Origin of the sequence: Actinopolyspora sabaoui, from assembly GCF_051225635.1 — a bacterium.
Taxonomy (GTDB): Bacteria; Actinomycetota; Actinomycetes; order Mycobacteriales; family Pseudonocardiaceae; genus Actinopolyspora.
Genome location: NZ_JBMIHH010000010.1, coordinates 138544 through 155980, shown reverse-complemented (window position 1 = coordinate 155980; position 17437 = coordinate 138544). Strand labels below are relative to the sequence as shown.

Below are 17437 nucleotides of genomic sequence, written 5' to 3'. Positions count from 1 at the left end.
AGCGAACGAGGTGGGCACGACCGTGGTGGTAGTCTTCGCGGGCCACTCCGGTAGGTGAGGACTACCGGAGTGGTTTTCTTCTGGGGATACCGCAGGCAGCGTGCCGGACCAATGGGAGTACCGGGGTAGTCGTGCCACCGGCAATTCCTGGGTCCGAGGTTCGTCCGTCATTTGTCGTCGCGGCTACCCAACCGTCAGTGTTCCCGGATCCGCTTCCGCGTGCCGAGGTCTTCGTTCACTGAAGTGCCACCACATCGGGGTGGCGAGCACCGCCGCCCCGCATAAGCCGGTGAGCACTGAGAGAGGAAGTGGGAATACCATCTACCGGTCCGATCGGAAGTCCATATCGTCGAGTTCTCCGATGGCTAAGTTCTCTGAACCGTTGATTGCTTCTCGTGAGATGTCGCTGGTGATCGAGGGTGAGCCAGCTATGACCGAATCGAGTATCGGAGTGAAATAACTTCGAGTGGGGACATCTGGATTCAGGTCGCCCCGGAAGGCGAGGATGTAACCACGACCCATTTGACTCAACTGTTTAGAAGTCGTGCTTGCGTATGTGCGAGCTCATCTGCTCGCACTCGGGGCAGTGCTGCCAGTTCGACGGCGGTGTTCCGGGGGTGAACCAGCCCAAGTGGCCGCAGATCGTCTGTGCTGCGTGGCCGTCCCGATAGTTCCTGACGAGGAGGGGCGCCGAGATGTCGTGCCAGATCCGGTCGTCGCTCAGCGACGCCGCGTAGGCGGGACGGCTCAGGTCGATTTCCGGTTCTCGTTCCCGCTTCGCTGCCTCCGGAAGGCGGGCCGGTGCGGTCTCCGCCGGTTCTACCGGCGCGTCCTTCAGGCACAGCTCGCACGGCATCCCGGCGAACGCTTCCGTGCTTTCCAGGTTGCTGTAGTGGGTGATGAATCCGCAGTAGGCTTTCCGTATTCCGTCCAGCCCGATGTTCTCGCTCGGAGCGAAGATGTGGACCGAGCGCACCATCGGAGGGTGGTTCTCGTTCAGCCGAGCGAAGATGACATTCACAGCACACCTCCTTTCGGACGTGATTCCGGATACCTCTCCCACATTCGCCGAGTGGTTCGTCTGGCCCGATTTCGGGCTCGTCGCTGTTCCAGTCGCGGCAGGTCGTAGAGCACGACCGCCCAAGGCAGCGCGGCCACCAGAGCCGCCGACGCGAGGATTAGTTCTGTTCGCACGATTACCTTTCACGGACATCAGCGGCGATGTCCACCACGAGCCAGATCGTCGTCACGCACGCGACGAGGACCATCGGGACCAGAAACACCGAACTCACCGTCCATCCGGGAGCTCGCGGATCGCCTGAAGACGGCGGCAGTCCCGGCACCGCGTGACTCGTCGCGGGGTGCCGCCCCGCGCGGGTGTCCGATGCCGTCTCCAACAGAGGGTGTAGGTGGCGGAGTGCTCCGCGCTTGTCGCGGGGCCCACCGGGATCGCGTGCTCGGTCACGTGCGGCAGCTCGTCCGGTCTCGGACGAGGGCTGCGTGAGCGATGCACTCCGTGTCGGAACGGGAGCGGACGGTAGTTCAGTCGTTCCATACGTGAGACGGTAATTATTAGACGATCACGTATCAATACGCTCGATCAGGTGATGCAGTTCATCGCCCTCTACCGTGGGAGGCTGGCGCTATGTCAGGGACCGCACGAGAAGTACATCTCGGTCGTCAGCTGAAGGCTCTGCGCAGCGAGAACGGTCTTTCTCTGGAGGACGCTGCGAAGCATGTGGAGCGAAGTCGAGCAACCGTAGGTCACTGGGAACGTGGGTACTCACGCATCAGTGCCCAGGATCTTACGGCGCTCCTCCAGCTTTATGGTGCCTCGGAAGAGCTGTCGGAGCATCTTCAGCAGCTTCGGAGGGACAGTCGTCAGCGAGGCTGGTGGCACAGCTACAAGCTACCTACACATCTGGCTCCGTTCGTCGGGTTCGAGGCTGAGGCAGCGGAAATGTTCCATTTCGAACTCGGTGTGATCCCCGGCCTCCTCCAGACGGAGGACTACACTCGCGAGATTCACAAGGTCGGTCGTCTTAAGCTGACGGACAACCAACTCCATGAATGGGTTGAGATCCGTCTCAGGCGACAGGAGCGGCTCCACGAAGGCGGAGGGTTCACACTGCACACGGTGATCGCTGAGGAAGCCCTGCGTCGGGAAGTGGGATCACCTGTGATCATGGCCGCTCAGCTGGAACGCCTGGAGCGAGAAGCCAAGCGTTCGACTGTGAACTTGCAAGTGTTGCCGTACGAAGCGGGAGCGCACGTGGGTTCCGTTGGTCCGATCACTGTGCTTCGGTTCGCTGATGCTGGTCATAGCGATGTCGCGTTTTCGGATACTCCGCTGGGTGGGCACGTCATTGACGACCTACGAGATGTAGCGGAGTTGAGTCGCCTGTTCAGTGAACTCCAAGGACAGGCCCTCCCGACACAGGCTTCACGAGAACGGCTCAGTAGCATCCGTCACGAGCACATGACACGTTCGAAGGAGTAGAGCCCGTGAGCACGCAACCTGAGTGGCGGAAGTCCAGCCGCAGTAACCAAGGCGGCAACTGCGTGGAGGTCGCCACCAACGTTCCGGGATCTGCCTTGATTCGGGACTCGAAACTAGGGGAGACCTCTCCTGTCTTGAGCACCAAGCCCGAGGCCTTCACCGCGTTCGTCGACGCGGTGAAGGCCGATTGGTTCGACTGATCCAGCGAACAGTGCAGCGCCCCCGGACGAACCGGGGGCGCTGCTTTTGTGTCCGCTTCATGAGTGCTGAGTCAGCACTGTCCCGAGCAACAGCGGGAAACCCTCGTGACATAACCGGGTATGCCATATCGAGGCGTCGCGTACTGCGCTGCGGTTTTGACTCCAGTGGTCAGGGGGGCAAAAGCAGCTGATTTTGGCCCGGTCCGTAGCAGGTGAAGAGGAAGTCCAGCACCGGGTGCTTCTCGTCGCGCCGCTGCCGCTCGTGATGTGGTTGCGTCCAGTGCAGCATGCGGTTGCGGTGTCGCTCGGCGCGTGCTCGCCACTGGGCTTGCGTCAGGACCTGCTCGACCGCGTCCACCACGGTAGTCCAGCGCGTCTCACCCGGTCCGGGAGGAGTCCCACGGGCGGGTGAGGTCCACCGTGCGGGTCACGTCGCGTAGGTGGCGTCCCGGCACGACCACCTCGGCCCCTCTGGCCTCGCGAGCTGATCGTCCGACATCGCTCAGTCCACATCGGTGCGGCAGGGGCGGTATCGTCAGCTGCTGTGCCGACTCGGCAACCGCACGGGTTCGCCGCACTTCCCGATTTCTTGGTGTGGCCTCCTGTACGTGTCGCTGAAAAGCCGCACCGAGACGTTTCCCCGTAGCTGGACGAATCCGGCGCTCTCCTCTTGAGTCCTATTTGGCCGGACGAGGCTTTGCGGGGGGCAGACTTCGACTACCTCTTTGGTCGAGTCCTGAAGCTTCTATGCTCTGTCTGTCGGGCGAGGTTTTGCGGGGGATGTGGTTGTGGGTGGGGTCTGACGTGCGTGATCGTAGCGGGTCGCGAGGGACTCGGCAAGTGAGATCAACGAACGGCCGGACACCATTGCCGCGCGCTGGCTCAGCATGCCTGTGGCCTGCGTGAACGATGTTCGCGAGGACCGGCCTCGATTCGGGGGCCAACAGAGTTGATCCGTACCGGCTCATCGGACGATCCAGTAGTCGACGCGCGCCTCGACGGTCCGAGCGCCGATGACGTGGCGCTCGTGGCGTGCGGGTGCTTTGAACACGGTCGCCGCTACGGCTTGCGGGCCACGGCCGCGAGTGTCGCGGTGGTGGCGGGGTCGTTCGGTTGTTCGTGCTCGGGATGCCATTCCGGGGCCCAAACCAGTCCGGGTGGAACGATCTCGTAGCCGTCGAGCAGGGCGGTGATCTCCGCACGCTCGCGGAAGTAGCCGGCGTTCGGTGTGCGGGCGTACATCCGTTCGAGGTCGCGTCCCTGTTCGCGCAGTTGTTCGGGCACGCCGTCCAGGGTCAGGTGCGAGATCGCCAGGTGGGAACCGGTGGGCAGCGCGTCGCGGTAGTGCGCCAGCAGTGCCCTGGGGTCGTCGTCGGGGGCGATGAAGTGCATGGTCGCCACGATGAGCAGGCCGACCGGGCGGGTGAAGTCGATGAGCTCGGTGGTGACGGGGGCGTGGAGGATTTCGGCGGGTCCGCGCAGGTCGGCACGCAGCACGCCGGTCCGGGCGCGGTCGGGGTCGGTGTGGTCCAGGATGGTCGAGGTGTGTGCGACCGCGACCGGGTCGTGGTCCACGTAGACGGTGCGCGCCGCCGGCTGGGACCGCTGGACGATCTCGTGCACGCTGTCGACGGTCGGAATGCCCGATCCGATGTCCAGGAACTGATCGATTCCTCGCTCGCACAGCCACGTCACGGCGCGCCGCAGGAACGCCCGGTTGGTGCGCGCGAAGTCCCGCACGAACGGGACGCGCTCCAGGATCCGATCGCCGAACTCGCGGTCCACCGGGAAGTTGGAATCGCCGCCGAGATAGTAGTCGTAGGCGCGGGCGGCCGACGGTCTCGTCGTGTCCGCGTCCTCGGAGTTGAGCGGCGCCGACCCCGACGCGTCACGGGGAATCTCCGACATCACGCCTCCACACGAGTCACGGAGCGCACGAAAGAACACGGCCTGACCCACGGCTGACTCGCGCCTACGACGAGACGGAGACGCGGTAGCCCCACGCGATCGCTCCCCAGCGCGAATCGACCCCGACCTCTCGACCGCACGGCCAAACCGACTCCGGAACAAACCGCGTGCTCCCAGGAGGAGCGTCCGGATCATCGTCCAGAACTAGCCGTTCTCATTCCTGACGACGGACGAGATTGTGCGAGCGCCTTTTTTCGCATGAGGAATGGGCGGTGCTGAAAGAGTTTCTGTGCCCTGTCCATCGGGCGAGGTATTGCGGGTTGATATCGATGAAGAGGGAAATCTCTTTTCTTCGCAGTAACCGTTTCTATGCCCTGTCCGTCGGGCGAGGTATTGCGGGACGTGCACGTTCTCTGCACTAGATCCACCGCCCGGAAGTTTCTATGCCCTGTCCGTCGGGCGAGGTATTGCGGGGCGAGCCGGTGCAGGCACATACCTACGTTGTCTGCGAGTTTCTATGCCCTGTCCGTCGGGCGAGGTATTGCGGGTTTCTCCATCTCGAGGGTCAGTACCAGATGACCGAAGAGTTTCTATGCCCTGTCCGTCGGGCGAGGTATTGCGGGGGTTGTGGTTGTGGGTGGGGTCTGACGTGCGTGATCGTAGCGGGTTGCGAGCACCTCGGCAAGAGTGATCAGCGAACGGCCGGAAATCGTTGTCGCTCGTTGTCGCAGTGACCCTGTGACCTGCGTGAACGACACTCGCGAGGACTGACCCCGATTCGGGTGCCAACAGAGTTGATCCGTACCGGCTCATCGGACGATCCAGTAGTCGGCGCGCTCCTCGACGGTCCGGGCGCCGATGACGTAGCGCTCGTTGAACGTTTGGGAAGTCGTCGGGTACATCCTCACCTGGTCCTCCAGCGGGTCGATCCGCTCCCGCAAGCTCGCGCGCAGTGTCCGCAGCTCGCGCTGGTCGCGCACATCGCACTCGAACACCGAGAGCTGCACGCGGGGGCCGTAGCCCGACAGGAGCATGGCGACGTCGTCGCGGCGCCGATCGTCGACGATGTCGTAGGTCACCAGAACGATCACGGCGTCCTCACTTCCACCGCAAGGCCCGATACGGCTCGTCGGAATTCAGCAGGGTCTTGCCCACCGCCTTGGCCTGCAGCGACAGGGCGATCCGATAGGAGACGCGACGGCCGGTACCGCGGTGCGAGACGAGAGTGAGCATGCGCTTCTCGTACGCGGCCAGGAAGGTGTGCTTGGCGTCGTCGCCCATTCGGCAGCCGATGTCGGGCTCGGTGGTGAACTGCTCGGGCCGCACCTGCCCGGTGCTCACCACCCGCCACACGGCGACGTCGACCGTCATCGGCCGGAACTCCTCCATCAGATCCAGCGCCAGTGCGGGCCGACCCCAGCGGTGCTGATGCAGAAAACCCACCATCGGGTCGAGCCCGGCAGCTTCCAGCGCGGCGATCGCCTCGTGGCACAGCAGCGTGTAGCCGTAGGAGAGCATCGCGTTGACCGGGTCGGGAGGCGGTCTGCGTTGCCGGCCCTGAAAGTCCCACTCCGGATCGAGCAGCCGCCGCAGACCCCGCATGTACTCGCGGGACGAACTCCCTTCCAGCCCCAGCACCTCGTCCAGCGTGTCCGCGTCAGCCACGCGTTTTCCCGCCGCCCGTAATCGTTCGGCCGCTTCCGAGGCCTCACCGTCGTCGCGCCGACGCGCGGCCCGCAACAGCGACACCCTCATGTTGTCGATCTTGGCGTCGACGAACTCCGCCGCGAACCGGCGGGCCACCGCCGAGTCCTCGGCGGCCCGGTACTGCACGCGCCGCGCGGAGGGATCGGAGGTGGTCGGCGGCGTCAAACGGCTGCCGAGCGTGCCCTGCTCGGTCAGCAGCACCACCTCGATTCCTCGCTGTGCGGCCCGGTGCAGAAACGTGGTGGTCAACCCGACACGTCCGAAACACACGACCTGGCGGATCCGGCGCAGGTTCAGCCGCAGCAGCGATTCCTCGCCGTCCACGACGATCAACCGGTCCCCGCGAACTCGCACGACTGCCCTGGCGGTCGACGTAGACAACCGTCTCAGGGTTACTTTCGGAATGACTTGGCTGCGTGGTCGGTGAACCGCCGCCCCACGCGGCGGCTTGCCGCGTTGCAGGGCACATCAGGTAGCCACCTACATCACGTGCCCTGCTGCCTTGCAATCCATCCACGTGGAACGGCGGAGCCGATCACCGTGCTCAGGCTGATCACCCGTGCGGCACGAAAAGATTACTGTGAAAGGACTCCTCAGTGGGTGCGACAGCATTTCGGCCGTGCCCAGGGTGGAGGTGGTGACGGTCTGACCGAGAAAACGGACGCCCTCGTCGAAAGAGACCACACGGCATTTCCCCGTGTTGAGGTCCAGTCGCAGTGCTTCGAGTTCGTTACCGGCTGCCTGCAAAGCTTGTTCGCCTTCGTGTCGGCTGGACACGGGTATCGCGAAGTCGTCGCCGTAGCGGATCACGCGCCACCCGGAGCCGAGCATCGCGCGGTCGAAGACGTCCAGATACAGGTTGCTCAGCAGGGGAGAGACGACACTGCCCTGGTGCAACCCACGCCCTCTGTCGCGGACGGCCGTGCGCGCACCGCGCACGGGTCGATCGAGCAGCATGCCGACGAGATGCACCACCCGCTCGTCGTCGACCACTTCCCGAAGCCTGCGCATCACTTCCCACAGGGGGATACGGTCGAAGCAGTCCTCGATGTCGGCTCTGGCAACCCAGCTCGCGCCGCTGTCGCGGGCCTCGGTCAACGCGTCAACCGCGTCCCTCGGCCCCAGACCGCGCCGGTAGGCGAAGCTCCAGGGCAACAGCAGCGGATCAATCTCCGGATCGAGCACCGCCAGCAGGGCACGCTCCACGATCCGATCGACCAGAGCCGGAACCCCGAGACGGCGTACGCCGCCGGAGGATTTCGGAATGTCCACCCGCCGCACCGGCGACGGGCGCCAAGTCCCGTCGCTCAGTTCCTCGGCCAGGTCACTGATCGAGCGCGCCGCGTCGGCCTCGAACCGCTCCACCTCGTTGTTGGGACGTCCGTCGTCCCGAGCGGCATCGCGCACTTCCTCCCAAGCATCCAACAGCCCCTGCTGCGAAAACGCGCGCGAATACAGAACTCCCATGACCATCCCCTGAAAAAGAAGTCGCACAGAATCGCGATTCAACGGTCACTGAGGTCGTGTGTTTCCTCTTGGTCGGGCGAGGTTTTGCGGGGCCTACTGCAGGCATATAGGCATCGAGCCTGAACCTGGTTTCTATGCCCTGTCCGTCGGGCGAGGTTTTGCGGGGTGGGGAGTCTGAATGGGGTGGAGGTTCTCGCCAATAGTTTCTATGCCCTGTCCGTCGGGCGAGGTTTTGCGGGCACTGGTCATATTTCGAACATGGTCTGATCTAATGTTTCTATGCCCTGTCCGTCGGGCGAGGTTTTGCGGGGGATGTGGTTGTGGGTGGGGTCTGACGTGCGTGATCGTAGCGGGTTGCGAGCACCTCGGCAAGAGTGATCAACGAATGGCCGGACACCGTTGTCGCTCGCTGCCGCAGTGATCCCGTGTCCTGCGTGAACGACGTTCGCGAGGACCGGGGCGCTTTCCGGTCCTCGCCGGGATGTCGTGTACCGGTCGGGGTGCGCCCGCGAGCGGGGCGGCCCCGCGCCCCGTGTCCACCGCGACGTTCACGGATCGAGCTCCTCCAGCTGGACACCGCCGAAGCCGTGGGTGGTCTGCGCCCCGACACCGGCCACGGCGGCGAAACGCATCAGGGCCGCGAACAGACCCCGCGTGACACGTTCGGCGTTCCTGGCCAGACCCAGTCGAACCGTGCCGACGAACCCGGTCTGTTCCATGGTCGCCGAGACCGGGGTCCGCACGGTCTCACCCGCCAGGTCGTGCAGGAAGACCGCCCCGGTGATCGCGCGCAGCTGCTCATCGCCGACGCGGAGCGGTTCCGGCGCGTGCGCGTTCCAGCGCTGCGCCGCGTTGCGCACGATCAGCACCGGATCTGGCAGCGGATGATCGCGCCCGTTCCGGGAGAAGTACAGTGGGCTGATCATCCGCAGCTGAGCGTGCCGGGCGGGTTCCGAGTTCGCCAGCCGCGCGTAGCTGACACCGTCCACATCCACCTCGCGCACCCGGCAGTGCGCCTCGCCGAGCCTGATCCGCCGGGGCACCGCGGGCGGGTCGTGCTCGGCCAGCCACCCGAGCTGCCAGCCGGTGCGGCCGTCGAGATCCCGCAGCGGCCACACCGCGAACGGCTTGCGCTGCTGCCGGTGCTCACCACCGCCGGACTCCAGCACCGCGCAGGCCGCACCGTGCAGCCGAGCCGGATAGATCCGCGCCGAACCCGGTTGATCAAGCGTCAGCCGTATCGTCGCCGGCACCGTCGGCCTCCTTCCCGTGTCCGTTGCCGTTCACCGCCACCGAGGTCGCCTCCGGGGCGGGCTGCGTCGGCGAAGGTGCCTGCGGTGCCGACTCCGCTTGTGGCGGCGGCTGCGGCAGCGGCGGTGTGGTCGGCTGCGATTCCCGCACCCGCATCGGCACGTAGCGCCGCTCGGCCTGGTCGAAGTTCATCAGATGCGTGCCGCGGAAGAACGCGGGCGCTTCCTGCGAGAGGTGCCAGCCGAGAGCCAACGCGACCGACTTGGGCACCATCGCCACGACCACGAGTTCCCGCTCCCCGGCGCCCGCCTTGATCACGGCCAGCCTCTCGGCGATCTCCGGGCCCATGCGTTCGAGTTGGCCGCGGCCAAAATTCGGCTCGTACTCGTTACGGCCCGGAAGATTGCCTTGATAGGTGAGCGTGTGGACGGTCCCCACCCCGAATTGAGCGAATTCCGCCGCTGAGAAGTGCTTGGCCTGTGGCGTGAACGCCAACCACACACCGACCCGGCTCGCCTGCGAATCGGCGACGCTCGGCTCGGCCTTGACGAGGCTCACCGGGTCGGTGTCGAGCGGGTACTCGATCTCCGCCCGCGAGGAGGAGCCGCCGCTGCGCTCCGGCTTCCGTTCGGAGGGAGTGGATTTCGGGGGCGTGCCCTGGTTCTGCGGCTGCAACTCCAGCATCCGCAGGCTGTCCGGGTGCGGCAGGGAGAACCCGACGGCCAGGGCGATGGGCCAGAACATGTTCGGCGCGACCGAGTAACCCGTGTCGTCGCGATCGGTGTTGATGGCCTCCTCCAGCGCCTGACTGAGCTCGCGGGAGGGCTCCACGCAGTCGATCACTCCACCGTGGAGGCGGGACTTGAGGTCGACCCACCGGGTCAGCGAACGCATCGACATGCGCCGGTCCCGGGCGGTGGCGAGTGGCTGCTCGTGTCGGTTGGGCATCGACTCGTCGAGCAGCTGCACGTAGAACAGCGTGCCCCGCTGGTCCTGCGTGATGGCCCGCAGCCCCAGCACCACCAGCAGCAACAGCACGGCTGCCACCAGCAACCCCATCCGCCACGGCACGACCCGGCCGTCGTCGGAATCCCTCGGGAAGAAGTCCTCCACGACGAGTGCCAGCGAGGCGGTGATGAACGCGCCGAGTATCACCACGGACCAGTTGGATCCGATCATGGGCAGCTGGCCCCAGCTCGGCAGGACGCGGCGCAAGGATTTCATCGATACCCCTCTCACGATCCGCACGCGTTCGGTAACCTACCGCAACAGATCATCATCGTGGGGTGATCACGTGAACATCGAGCAGGCCTGCTGGGGAGGCATCGCGTGGCCGAAACCTTCGTCAACCCATACACCTTCGTGCCGTTGCCGGACGCGGCGCCGAAGCGCTCCGCGCCGCACGGCCACAGCGGGCGGGGCGACCTGCTGTCCGGTCGACTGACCGTCACGATCACGGCCGAAACCCCGCTGCTGGTGCGCGGGATCACCGCCAACGACGAGCAGCGGCCCCGGTTGCCGCGACGTCCCGACGGCACGGTCATGATCCCGGGCTCCTCGCTGAAAGGCGCGCTGCGCTCGCTGCACGAGACCCTGGCCGGGGGATGCCTGCGGGTGTTCGACAACGAGTTCGTCCCCGGCTACCGCGCCTCGGCGAATTCCGACGAGATCGGCACGGTGCGGCTGGCGGTGGTGGTGAGTCACGACGACGAGGACTCACCGCCCGAGCTGGAGCTCTGCGAGGAGGGGGACACGCGGACGCACCGGCTGCACCAGAACGAGCTGCTCCGGCTGCACAGCGAAGAAGCCCCGCTGACCTCCGGTGACAGGCTGGAGGTCACCTTCGACGAGCACACCGGAAAACCGTCCGAGGCCACCCGCTCCGACGAAGGGGACTGGGTGGTGTTCCTCAGCGACGCCGGTGTGCGCGACAAGAAATACCCCTACCGCGCGCACATCCGCAAGCTGCCGGAGGTGTCCGACCGGGTCCGGGTCGCCCCGGAGGTCTGGCAGGCCTATCGGTACGCGATCGAGGGCGCCGACGACCTGCGGACCCAGCGGGCCCACGACCGCGGTGCGGACAACCGCTACGTACCCGTGATCCACACTTACCAGCCCGACGGTGAACCGAAAACGAGACTCACCCTCGGCCGCCGCTGGGCCGTCAGCAAGCGCCTGCGACCGGGACAGCCGGTGTGGGTCCGGGTCGACGAGCGGGACAGAAAGACCGTCACCGCCGTGCGCCAGGCGATGATCTGGCGCCGCCGAGGGGAGTACCCGGCCAGCGAACGCGTCGGTGATCCCGCGCTGCTGCCCTGCGAGGACCCGCGCCGGTTGTGCCCGAGCTGCGGATTGTTCGGCTCCGCCGACACCAGCGGCAACGACAGCGGCCACGCCAGGCAGCACTCCTACGCCGGTCACGTGCGCATCGGTGACGCGCTGGCGCTCGACGAGATCCACGGCCGGGAGGTGACCCTGCCCCCGATGGGCGTGCCCCGCCCCGGATCGGGACAGTTCTACCTCGTCAACGACCGCAACACCCAGGGCAACGCCAGTACACAGCCATTGCGCGAGTGGGGTTCGGTCGCCGATCGGGGGAACCAGCGCCGCCGGTTGCGCGGGCGCAAGTACTACTGGCACACCCCGCTCGAAGGCTCCGACCCGCCGCGGCGCGGCCAGGCCCGAACACACCAGCTCGACAAGAGCCGACTGATCAGCGAAGCCACGCTGATCCCCCAGGGCAGCCGCTTCCGCGTCACGCTGACGTTCACCGACCTCGACGAGGCCCAGCTCGGCGGACTGCTGGCGGCGCTCCAACCGAGGAAGCTGCTGGGACAGCGCGTCTGGCAGCACATCGGCGGCGGACGCCCGCTGGGCTACGGCTCCTGCACGCTCACCGTGGACAGCGATAACAGCGCTGTCTGGCGCTCCGGCACCCGCTACGGCGCGACCGGCGACGCGGTGCCGCTGGACATCGACGGCTTCCTCGCCGAGTTCGACGAGTGGGCGCGCGGCCAGGCCCCGGCGGTGCGGCGGCTGTGGCCGCTGCTGGGCAAGGCGCTCTCCCCGGAGACCGTCGAACCCGACGCGGTCTGGTATCCGCCGGGGGCGAGCTGGGCACATCGTGACGGGGACGAGGACGACGGCAAGAAGTTCGACGAGGGCCACGACTTCTGGAAGCAGACCAGCGGCGAGGAACTGTCCCGGGATGAGAGTTCCGGGCAGCGCAGGGGCTACCCGCTGACCCCGCTGCCGGATCTGTCCGCGACCGAGCAGTCGATGGAGATCGTCACCGACGACCGGGCGGTCCCGCTGCCGAACCAGCATCCCCACCCGCACGAGGGACGGAAGGGGAAGCGCACGTGAGCCTGTACCTGGACATCGGGGTCGTGCGGATCCAGTCGTGGTTGAGCCGGGCGCCCCACCTGCGTGGTCGCCGCGGCGCCTCGGCGATGATCCGTGAAGCCACCAAGCCGGCCAAAATCGACGAACTGCTGACCGGCTGGCAGGACATCGTGGAACGCTGCACCGAAGCGGGAGACGTCGACGGGGTGGTCCCCCTCGTCATGCACAGCGAGGCGCCCGAGGCCGTCTCCCGCGTCGAAGACCACGTCACCACCCACCTGCGCTCGTTGCTTCCGGGCGCCTCGCTGCGCACCGAGCTACGGGCCGGGAAGTACTGGCTGGAAGCGCAGAACGGCCCGGTGCGCGCCGAGCGCGAGTGGCCCGCCGTGGTCGCCGAATGGCCACCGGGCAAGCAGTGCGACTGGTGCCGTACTTGGCCTGCGAGCAGGCAACGGATGGTCGGGGCGAAGGAGAAGCGGGAGCTCAAGTCCCTGTGCCCGGACTGCCTGCTCCGGGAGGAGCACGCCGGCTACTCCACCAGCCGCAGGCAGGAAATGGCCCCCGGCACCGAACGTGACCTGCTCAAAGGCTGGGAAGACCGTCCTCCGCAGCGGCCGATGGCCGTGCCCGACACCTCGCAGGTCTTGGCCGAGCTGGGCGAGCGGCGCGACAACACCCACCTGGCCACCGTCTACGCCGACGGCAACGCGATCGGCGGTCTCGGTGACGAGGTCCGAGAAGCCCAGGATCGGGGACGCGGCACCACCTTCAAACTGCCAGCCTCGATCGAGCACGCCACCTGGTCGGCGCTGCTCGACGCGGTCGAGACCATCACCGACGACGACGCCACCATGCTTCCGGTGATCGCCCACCTGATCGGCGGGGACGACGTGCTCGTGAGCGTTCCCGCGCATCGCGCCTGGGCGTTCGCCCACACGTTGCAGACCCGGTTCTCCGAGTACCTGGGCGCGCGGCTGGCCGAGGCGGACCTGGCCGGGATCACGACCCCGACGATCTCCACGGGAGTGGTGTTCCACCACCACAAGAGCCCGCTGTCCTCCGCCATCGATCTCGCCGAGGAACACCTGAAGCGGGCCAAGAAGGAACACCGAGGACTGACCGCCGCCCTGGCGTGGCAGGACGTCACCCACGACGGCCCGCTGCCCGTGCACGATCGCCCCAGCGTCTCCGTCGAGGACCTCGCGGCGAGCTGGCCGGAGCTGTCGCGGCTGGCCGACTGCGGCGGGTCCGCCCGCGCGAACCTCGCCGCGCTGGCCCGCGACGGCGGCCACGCGGAGCTGATGCGCCACGCCGAACGGATCGGGCTGGACGAGCTGGTGCGACGGTTGATCGACGGCCCGGTGAGCCTGGAGCACGCCGTGGGAATGACGCGCTGGTGGAGGACGGCATGAGCACATCGACCCTGAGATTCGACATCACCTTCCACACCCCGTTCCGGGTCTCCACCGGCCACGCCCGCGACGAACTGGACGCGGCGATCGACCCGGAGCTGCCGCTGCCCAGCACCAGCCTCAAGGGCCTGATGCGGGCCACAGCCGTCAAACTCCTCGGTAAGAACGCGGAGATCGTGGGCAGCGTGTTCGGCTCACCCCGGCACGAGTCGCCGTGGCGCTGGAGCGACGCCGCGCCCGACGAGAACGGCTGGCACCGGCCCAAGGCGGCCGCGCGACTGGAGATCGACCGGGACACCCACACCGCGAAGGAGGACATGCTCGGCGTCCGCGAGCAGATCGGCGCCGAGCACGCCTGGTTCACCGTCACCGAACGCGGCTTCCTCGACGACGAGACCCTGCGCACCCACCGGCTGGTGCTGGCCGTCGCGGCCCGGGCCACCCGCTCGCTGGGCGCCGACCGCCGTCGGGGGCTGGGCTGGGTGACCATCAGCAGCGACATCGACATCGAACGGTCCGACGTGGAGACCTTTCTCGAGCTGGGGGCAGCATGAGCGAGCACGCGAGGGTCACCGTCCTGCTCGACGAGACCGTCGCCACCGGTAAGAACGCGCAGTCCGACCACCGGCAGGACACCCACGAGCACATCCCCGGATCGGTGCTGCGCGGGGCGATCGCGGCCGACTGGATACGCCGGAGCGGCCAGAGCGTCACGACGACCCCGGAGTTCACCTCGATCTTCGAGGGCAGGGGCAGCTTCGGGCCGCTGCACACCCCGGCCAGCCTGCCGATCCCGCTGTCGGTGCGGGTGCACAAGTACGAACCGACCCGGAAGTGCCACCAGCTCTGGTGGGACGAGGCCTTCGACGACGACGCGGAGCGTTGCCCGCACTGCGAAGGACCGCTCGAACGGAGCAAGGGGCAAGCACGCGGCGGGATACCCACCACCACCCGCACCACGGCGGCACTGACGGCCGACGGTGAGGCGGAGGACAGCGCGCTGTTCAGCCAGCGGGCGCTCAGCCAGGGGCTGCGGCTGCACGGATGGCTGCACGGCGAAGCCGTCCGGGCCCTGAACCCGGACGGAACCCCGATCACCTCGCTGCTGCTCGGCTCCCGGCGCAGCGTGCGCGGCAAGGCCTCCGTCGAAGTCGACCACGCGGTGAGCCCGGGGCCGGTGGAAACCACCGGCAACGACGTCGTCCTGCGGCTGGCCGCCCCGGCGGTGTTCGTCGACGACTTCGGGCTGCCCAGCACCACTCCCGACCTTTCCGAGCTGTCCGAGGCCCTCGGGGTGGAGGCGTCGGAGGTTCGGGGCTCCTGGACGCGCTGGGACGAGACCGGCGGCTGGCACGCGGCCAGCGGGCTGCCCAAACCCACCGAACGCTGCGTGGCGGCGGGCTCCACCTACCGCGTCCGCTGTGCCGAACCCCCCGCCGAGGAGGCGCTGCGCACGCTCATGGCCAGGGGAGTCGGGCTGCGGCGTCGCGAGGGTTTCGGCGCGCTGTTCCGCACCGAACCACCACTCGGCTTCGCCGCGTGGACCAGTGTCGCGGCTTCGCTGCGACAGCTTCCCGGACTGATCCCGAAATTGCGCGAGCGCCTCGATCCGCTGCGGCGGGGCACGGTGGACGATGAATCGTACTACCGGGCCTCGCACAAGATGCCCCCGGACGTGGGAGAGGCGCTCCGGACGATTTTGGGCATCACCGACGCGGACTTCTACGAGCAGCTGCTGGATTACATGGAGCACGGATGAAGAGCTCGCTGATCACTCTCCGACTGCGCATGGTGACCGCGGGGGGCGTGACCGCCCCGGAGGCGCTCGACGCCTCGGAAGAAACCCTCCCGCTGCGCACGGACAACAAGGGCCGCCCGCAGCTTCCCGGCAGCACCGTCGCGGGCAGTCTCCGGGCGCACTGCGACACGCGTGCCGACCTCGCCGCCGACGAGCACCAGAACGACCTCTTCGGCAGCAGACCCGGCTCCGACGCGCGCACCCCGTCCCCGGTCCAGGTGCTCGGCACCGTCTGCCGACCGGCGGGGGAGACCGAGTTCCGCAGGCGCACCGCGATCGACCGCGAACGCGGCGCCCCGGCCACGCACACGCTGCACGCGACTGAACTGCTGCCCGAGGGCACCGAGTTCGACGTGGTGCTGCGCTGGGACGACCCGGACCACCGGTACGAGAGGTTCGTCGAGTTGCTGCGCGGTTGGCGACCGCACCTGGGGCGCGGCTCCGGTGTCGGGGCGGGACTGTGCACGGTGGTCGGAGTCGGCGAGGCCACCTACGACCTCGCGACCGTGGACGGGCTGTACGCCTGGGTGCACCTCACCTGGCCGGACGACTACCCGACGCCCGTCGGCGGGGACGGGAACTCCTCGGCGCCCGAGCCCGTCGTGGACGTCGAGCTCGACATCGTGGACGGGCTCCACATCGGCACCGGCGAAGCCGAGCGGGAGAGCGAGGACGGACCCAAGATCAGCAGGGTGCTGCGCAGCGGCGGGAAGTTCGTAGTGCCGGGCTCGACGCTCAAGGGCGTGCTGCGCTCGCGAGCCGAGTACATCTGCCGCGCGGTCGGGGCCGTGGCCTGCACGGACCAGTCGTGCGGCGGGTGCGTTCCGTGCCGGCTGTTCGGGTTCAGCCCCGCGACGGGTGCGGAGGGCACCGGTCGGCGCGGCAGGATCGCGGTGCACGACGCCACCATCGAGACCACCGCCGATCCCGAACACCGCCAGCACGTGGCCATCGACAGGTTCACCGGAGGAGCCACCGACGGGCTGCTCTACACCGACGAGGTCCTCACCAGCGGGCGCTTCCGGCTCCGCGTCGAGCCGCTGGCCACGGACCTCACCGAAACCGAACGGCTGCTGCTGCGCGCCGTGGTGACCGACCTCGACGACGGGCTCGTCGGGATCGGCGGGCGCAGCACGGCCGGGCTCGGCACGGTGCGCGTCGCCACGCGCTCCGGCTGGGCACGTCCCGACCTCAGCCCCCTGGCCGATCTCCTCACCCCGGAAGCAGCATGAGCACACCCTGGACCCTGCACGGCAGCACTCGCCGTGAGAACGACGAGTGGAAGCACCTGCACGAACTCACCCACGACTGGACCGCCGCCTGGGCCGACAACCACGGTTTCCACCTGGACGCCGTGCCCGCCGAGCCACCGGCCACAACCCACCTGTGGGCGTGGACGACGGGCCGCTGGCTGCGTGCCCGCATCGACACTCCCCACTGGTGGGCCGTCGTGCTCGCAGTGGGCGACACGACGGTCGAGCCCTCATGGCGGCGGGAAGTCATCGACCGGCCCGATGTCAGCCCCGTGCTGCACTGGGCCGCTGCGGACGGGCGCATCCGGCAGTATCGAGGCGCCGACGGGGTGCTCGACCAGGACACCCACATTCAGCTGGTGCCCCACCGCCGCACCACGGCGCCCTTCATCGGGCACCGCGACAGCCTGCCCGGCGAGTTCGGGCAGCTGCTCGGCTCGACCTGAGCGGCGAACATCGCGCGGCGCGGCCTTCGCGTAGGCAGGGTCGCGCCGCGAATCCGCGGCGATGAGCGGTAGCGAAAAACGGCTCCCCGCCCGGCGGGGAGCCGCTCTCATATCTCCGCGCGAATATCAGCACGAAATTGTCTCCGCCCG

Annotated in this window: 17 protein-coding genes and 1 CRISPR repeat array; of the genes, 8 read left to right on the top strand and 9 right to left on the bottom strand. The window is 67.6% G+C overall.

The annotated features are described in order from the left end of the window. Positions 1-535: 535 nt before the first annotated feature. Together ACOQFL_RS18760 and ACOQFL_RS18755 are read right to left on the bottom strand one after the other, a co-directional pair. Positions 536-1021: a hypothetical protein gene (locus tag ACOQFL_RS18760; RefSeq protein WP_435545488.1), complete on the bottom strand. Its 486-nt coding sequence runs from the start codon at positions 1019-1021 to the stop codon at positions 536-538. Continuing rightward, a complete protein-coding gene (locus ACOQFL_RS18755; RefSeq protein WP_435545487.1) occupies positions 1018-1194 on the bottom strand; it encodes a hypothetical protein in 177 nt (58 codons plus the stop codon). The genes ACOQFL_RS18760 and ACOQFL_RS18755 overlap by 4 nt, the downstream gene beginning before the upstream one ends. 451 nt (positions 1195-1645) lie before the next feature. Between ACOQFL_RS18755 and ACOQFL_RS18750 the strand changes: the two genes are divergently transcribed. Together ACOQFL_RS18750 and ACOQFL_RS18745 are read left to right on the top strand one after the other, a co-directional pair. After that, positions 1646-2500: a helix-turn-helix domain-containing protein gene (locus ACOQFL_RS18750; RefSeq protein WP_435545486.1), complete on the top strand. Its 855-nt coding sequence runs from the start codon at positions 1646-1648 to the stop codon at positions 2498-2500. 5 nt (positions 2501-2505) lie between these two features. After that, positions 2506-2700, top strand: coding sequence for a DUF397 domain-containing protein (locus tag ACOQFL_RS18745; RefSeq protein WP_435545485.1), 195 nt, complete (start codon positions 2506-2508; stop codon positions 2698-2700). A 169-nt stretch (positions 2701-2869) separates the two neighbouring features. Here the strand turns inward: ACOQFL_RS18745 and ACOQFL_RS18740 are convergent, their stop codons facing one another. From ACOQFL_RS18740 to ACOQFL_RS18710, 7 genes are all read right to left on the bottom strand, one after another. Continuing rightward, positions 2870-3058: a hypothetical protein gene (locus ACOQFL_RS18740; protein ID WP_435545484.1), complete on the bottom strand. Its 189-nt coding sequence runs from the start codon at positions 3056-3058 to the stop codon at positions 2870-2872. Between the two features lie 701 nt (positions 3059-3759). After that, positions 3760-4608: an SAM-dependent methyltransferase gene (locus tag ACOQFL_RS18735; RefSeq protein ID WP_435545483.1), complete on the bottom strand. Its 849-nt coding sequence runs from the start codon at positions 4606-4608 to the stop codon at positions 3760-3762. Between the two features lie 283 nt (positions 4609-4891). Then, positions 4892-5231: a CRISPR direct-repeat array (repeat unit 37 nt; unit sequence GTTTCTATGCCCTGTCCGTCGGGCGAGGTATTGCGGG). Between the two features lie 186 nt (positions 5232-5417). Next, positions 5418-5699 (bottom strand): CRISPR-associated endonuclease Cas2, encoded by a 282-nt coding sequence (gene cas2 / locus ACOQFL_RS18730; protein ID WP_092521864.1) that lies wholly within the window; start codon positions 5697-5699, stop codon positions 5418-5420. 7 nt (positions 5700-5706) lie between these two features. After that, positions 5707-6696 (bottom strand): CRISPR-associated endonuclease Cas1, encoded by a 990-nt coding sequence (cas1, locus tag ACOQFL_RS18725; RefSeq protein WP_435545482.1) that lies wholly within the window; start codon positions 6694-6696, stop codon positions 5707-5709. A 99-nt stretch (positions 6697-6795) separates the two neighbouring features. After that, positions 6796-7782: a reverse transcriptase domain-containing protein gene (locus ACOQFL_RS18720; RefSeq protein ID WP_435545481.1), complete on the bottom strand. Its 987-nt coding sequence runs from the start codon at positions 7780-7782 to the stop codon at positions 6796-6798. Positions 7783-8330: 548 nt separating this feature from the next. After that, the gene (cas6, locus tag ACOQFL_RS18715) at positions 8331-9035 is read right to left on the bottom strand and encodes a CRISPR system precrRNA processing endoribonuclease RAMP protein Cas6 (RefSeq protein WP_435545480.1); all 705 of its coding nucleotides are present in this window, start codon (positions 9033-9035) and stop codon (positions 8331-8333) included. Continuing rightward, entirely contained in the window at positions 9007-10257 is a 1251-nt protein-coding gene (locus tag ACOQFL_RS18710) for a hypothetical protein (RefSeq protein WP_435545479.1), read from the bottom strand. Before ACOQFL_RS18710 ends, cas6 begins: the two co-directional genes overlap by 29 nt. A gap of 105 nt (positions 10258-10362) precedes the next feature. Between ACOQFL_RS18710 and ACOQFL_RS18705 the strand changes: the two genes are divergently transcribed. The 6 genes from ACOQFL_RS18705 to ACOQFL_RS18680 are packed head-to-tail and all read left to right on the top strand — an operon-like array spanning position 10363 to position 17287. Beyond that, positions 10363-12399 carry a TIGR03986 family type III CRISPR-associated RAMP protein gene (locus ACOQFL_RS18705; RefSeq protein ID WP_435545478.1) on the top strand — a complete coding sequence of 679 codons (2037 nt, stop codon included), beginning with the start codon at positions 10363-10365 and terminating at the stop codon, positions 12397-12399. Next, positions 12396-13790 carry a Cas10/Cmr2 second palm domain-containing protein gene (locus ACOQFL_RS18700; RefSeq protein WP_435545477.1) on the top strand — a complete coding sequence of 465 codons (1395 nt, stop codon included), beginning with the start codon at positions 12396-12398 and terminating at the stop codon, positions 13788-13790. The genes ACOQFL_RS18705 and ACOQFL_RS18700 overlap by 4 nt, the downstream gene beginning before the upstream one ends. Beyond that, positions 13787-14344: an RAMP superfamily CRISPR-associated protein gene (locus tag ACOQFL_RS18695; protein ID WP_435545476.1), complete on the top strand. Its 558-nt coding sequence runs from the start codon at positions 13787-13789 to the stop codon at positions 14342-14344. Before ACOQFL_RS18700 ends, ACOQFL_RS18695 begins: the two co-directional genes overlap by 4 nt. After that, positions 14341-15549 carry a type III-B CRISPR module-associated Cmr3 family protein gene (locus ACOQFL_RS18690; RefSeq protein ID WP_435545475.1) on the top strand — a complete coding sequence of 403 codons (1209 nt, stop codon included), beginning with the start codon at positions 14341-14343 and terminating at the stop codon, positions 15547-15549. Before ACOQFL_RS18695 ends, ACOQFL_RS18690 begins: the two co-directional genes overlap by 4 nt. Next, positions 15546-16820, top strand: a complete 1275-nt coding sequence (locus tag ACOQFL_RS18685) for an RAMP superfamily CRISPR-associated protein (protein WP_435545474.1) — start codon at positions 15546-15548, stop codon at positions 16818-16820. The genes ACOQFL_RS18690 and ACOQFL_RS18685 overlap by 4 nt, the downstream gene beginning before the upstream one ends. Next, a complete protein-coding gene (locus ACOQFL_RS18680) occupies positions 16817-17287 on the top strand; it encodes a hypothetical protein (RefSeq protein WP_435545473.1) in 471 nt (156 codons plus the stop codon). Before ACOQFL_RS18685 ends, ACOQFL_RS18680 begins: the two co-directional genes overlap by 4 nt. Positions 17288-17437: the final 150 nt, after the last annotated feature.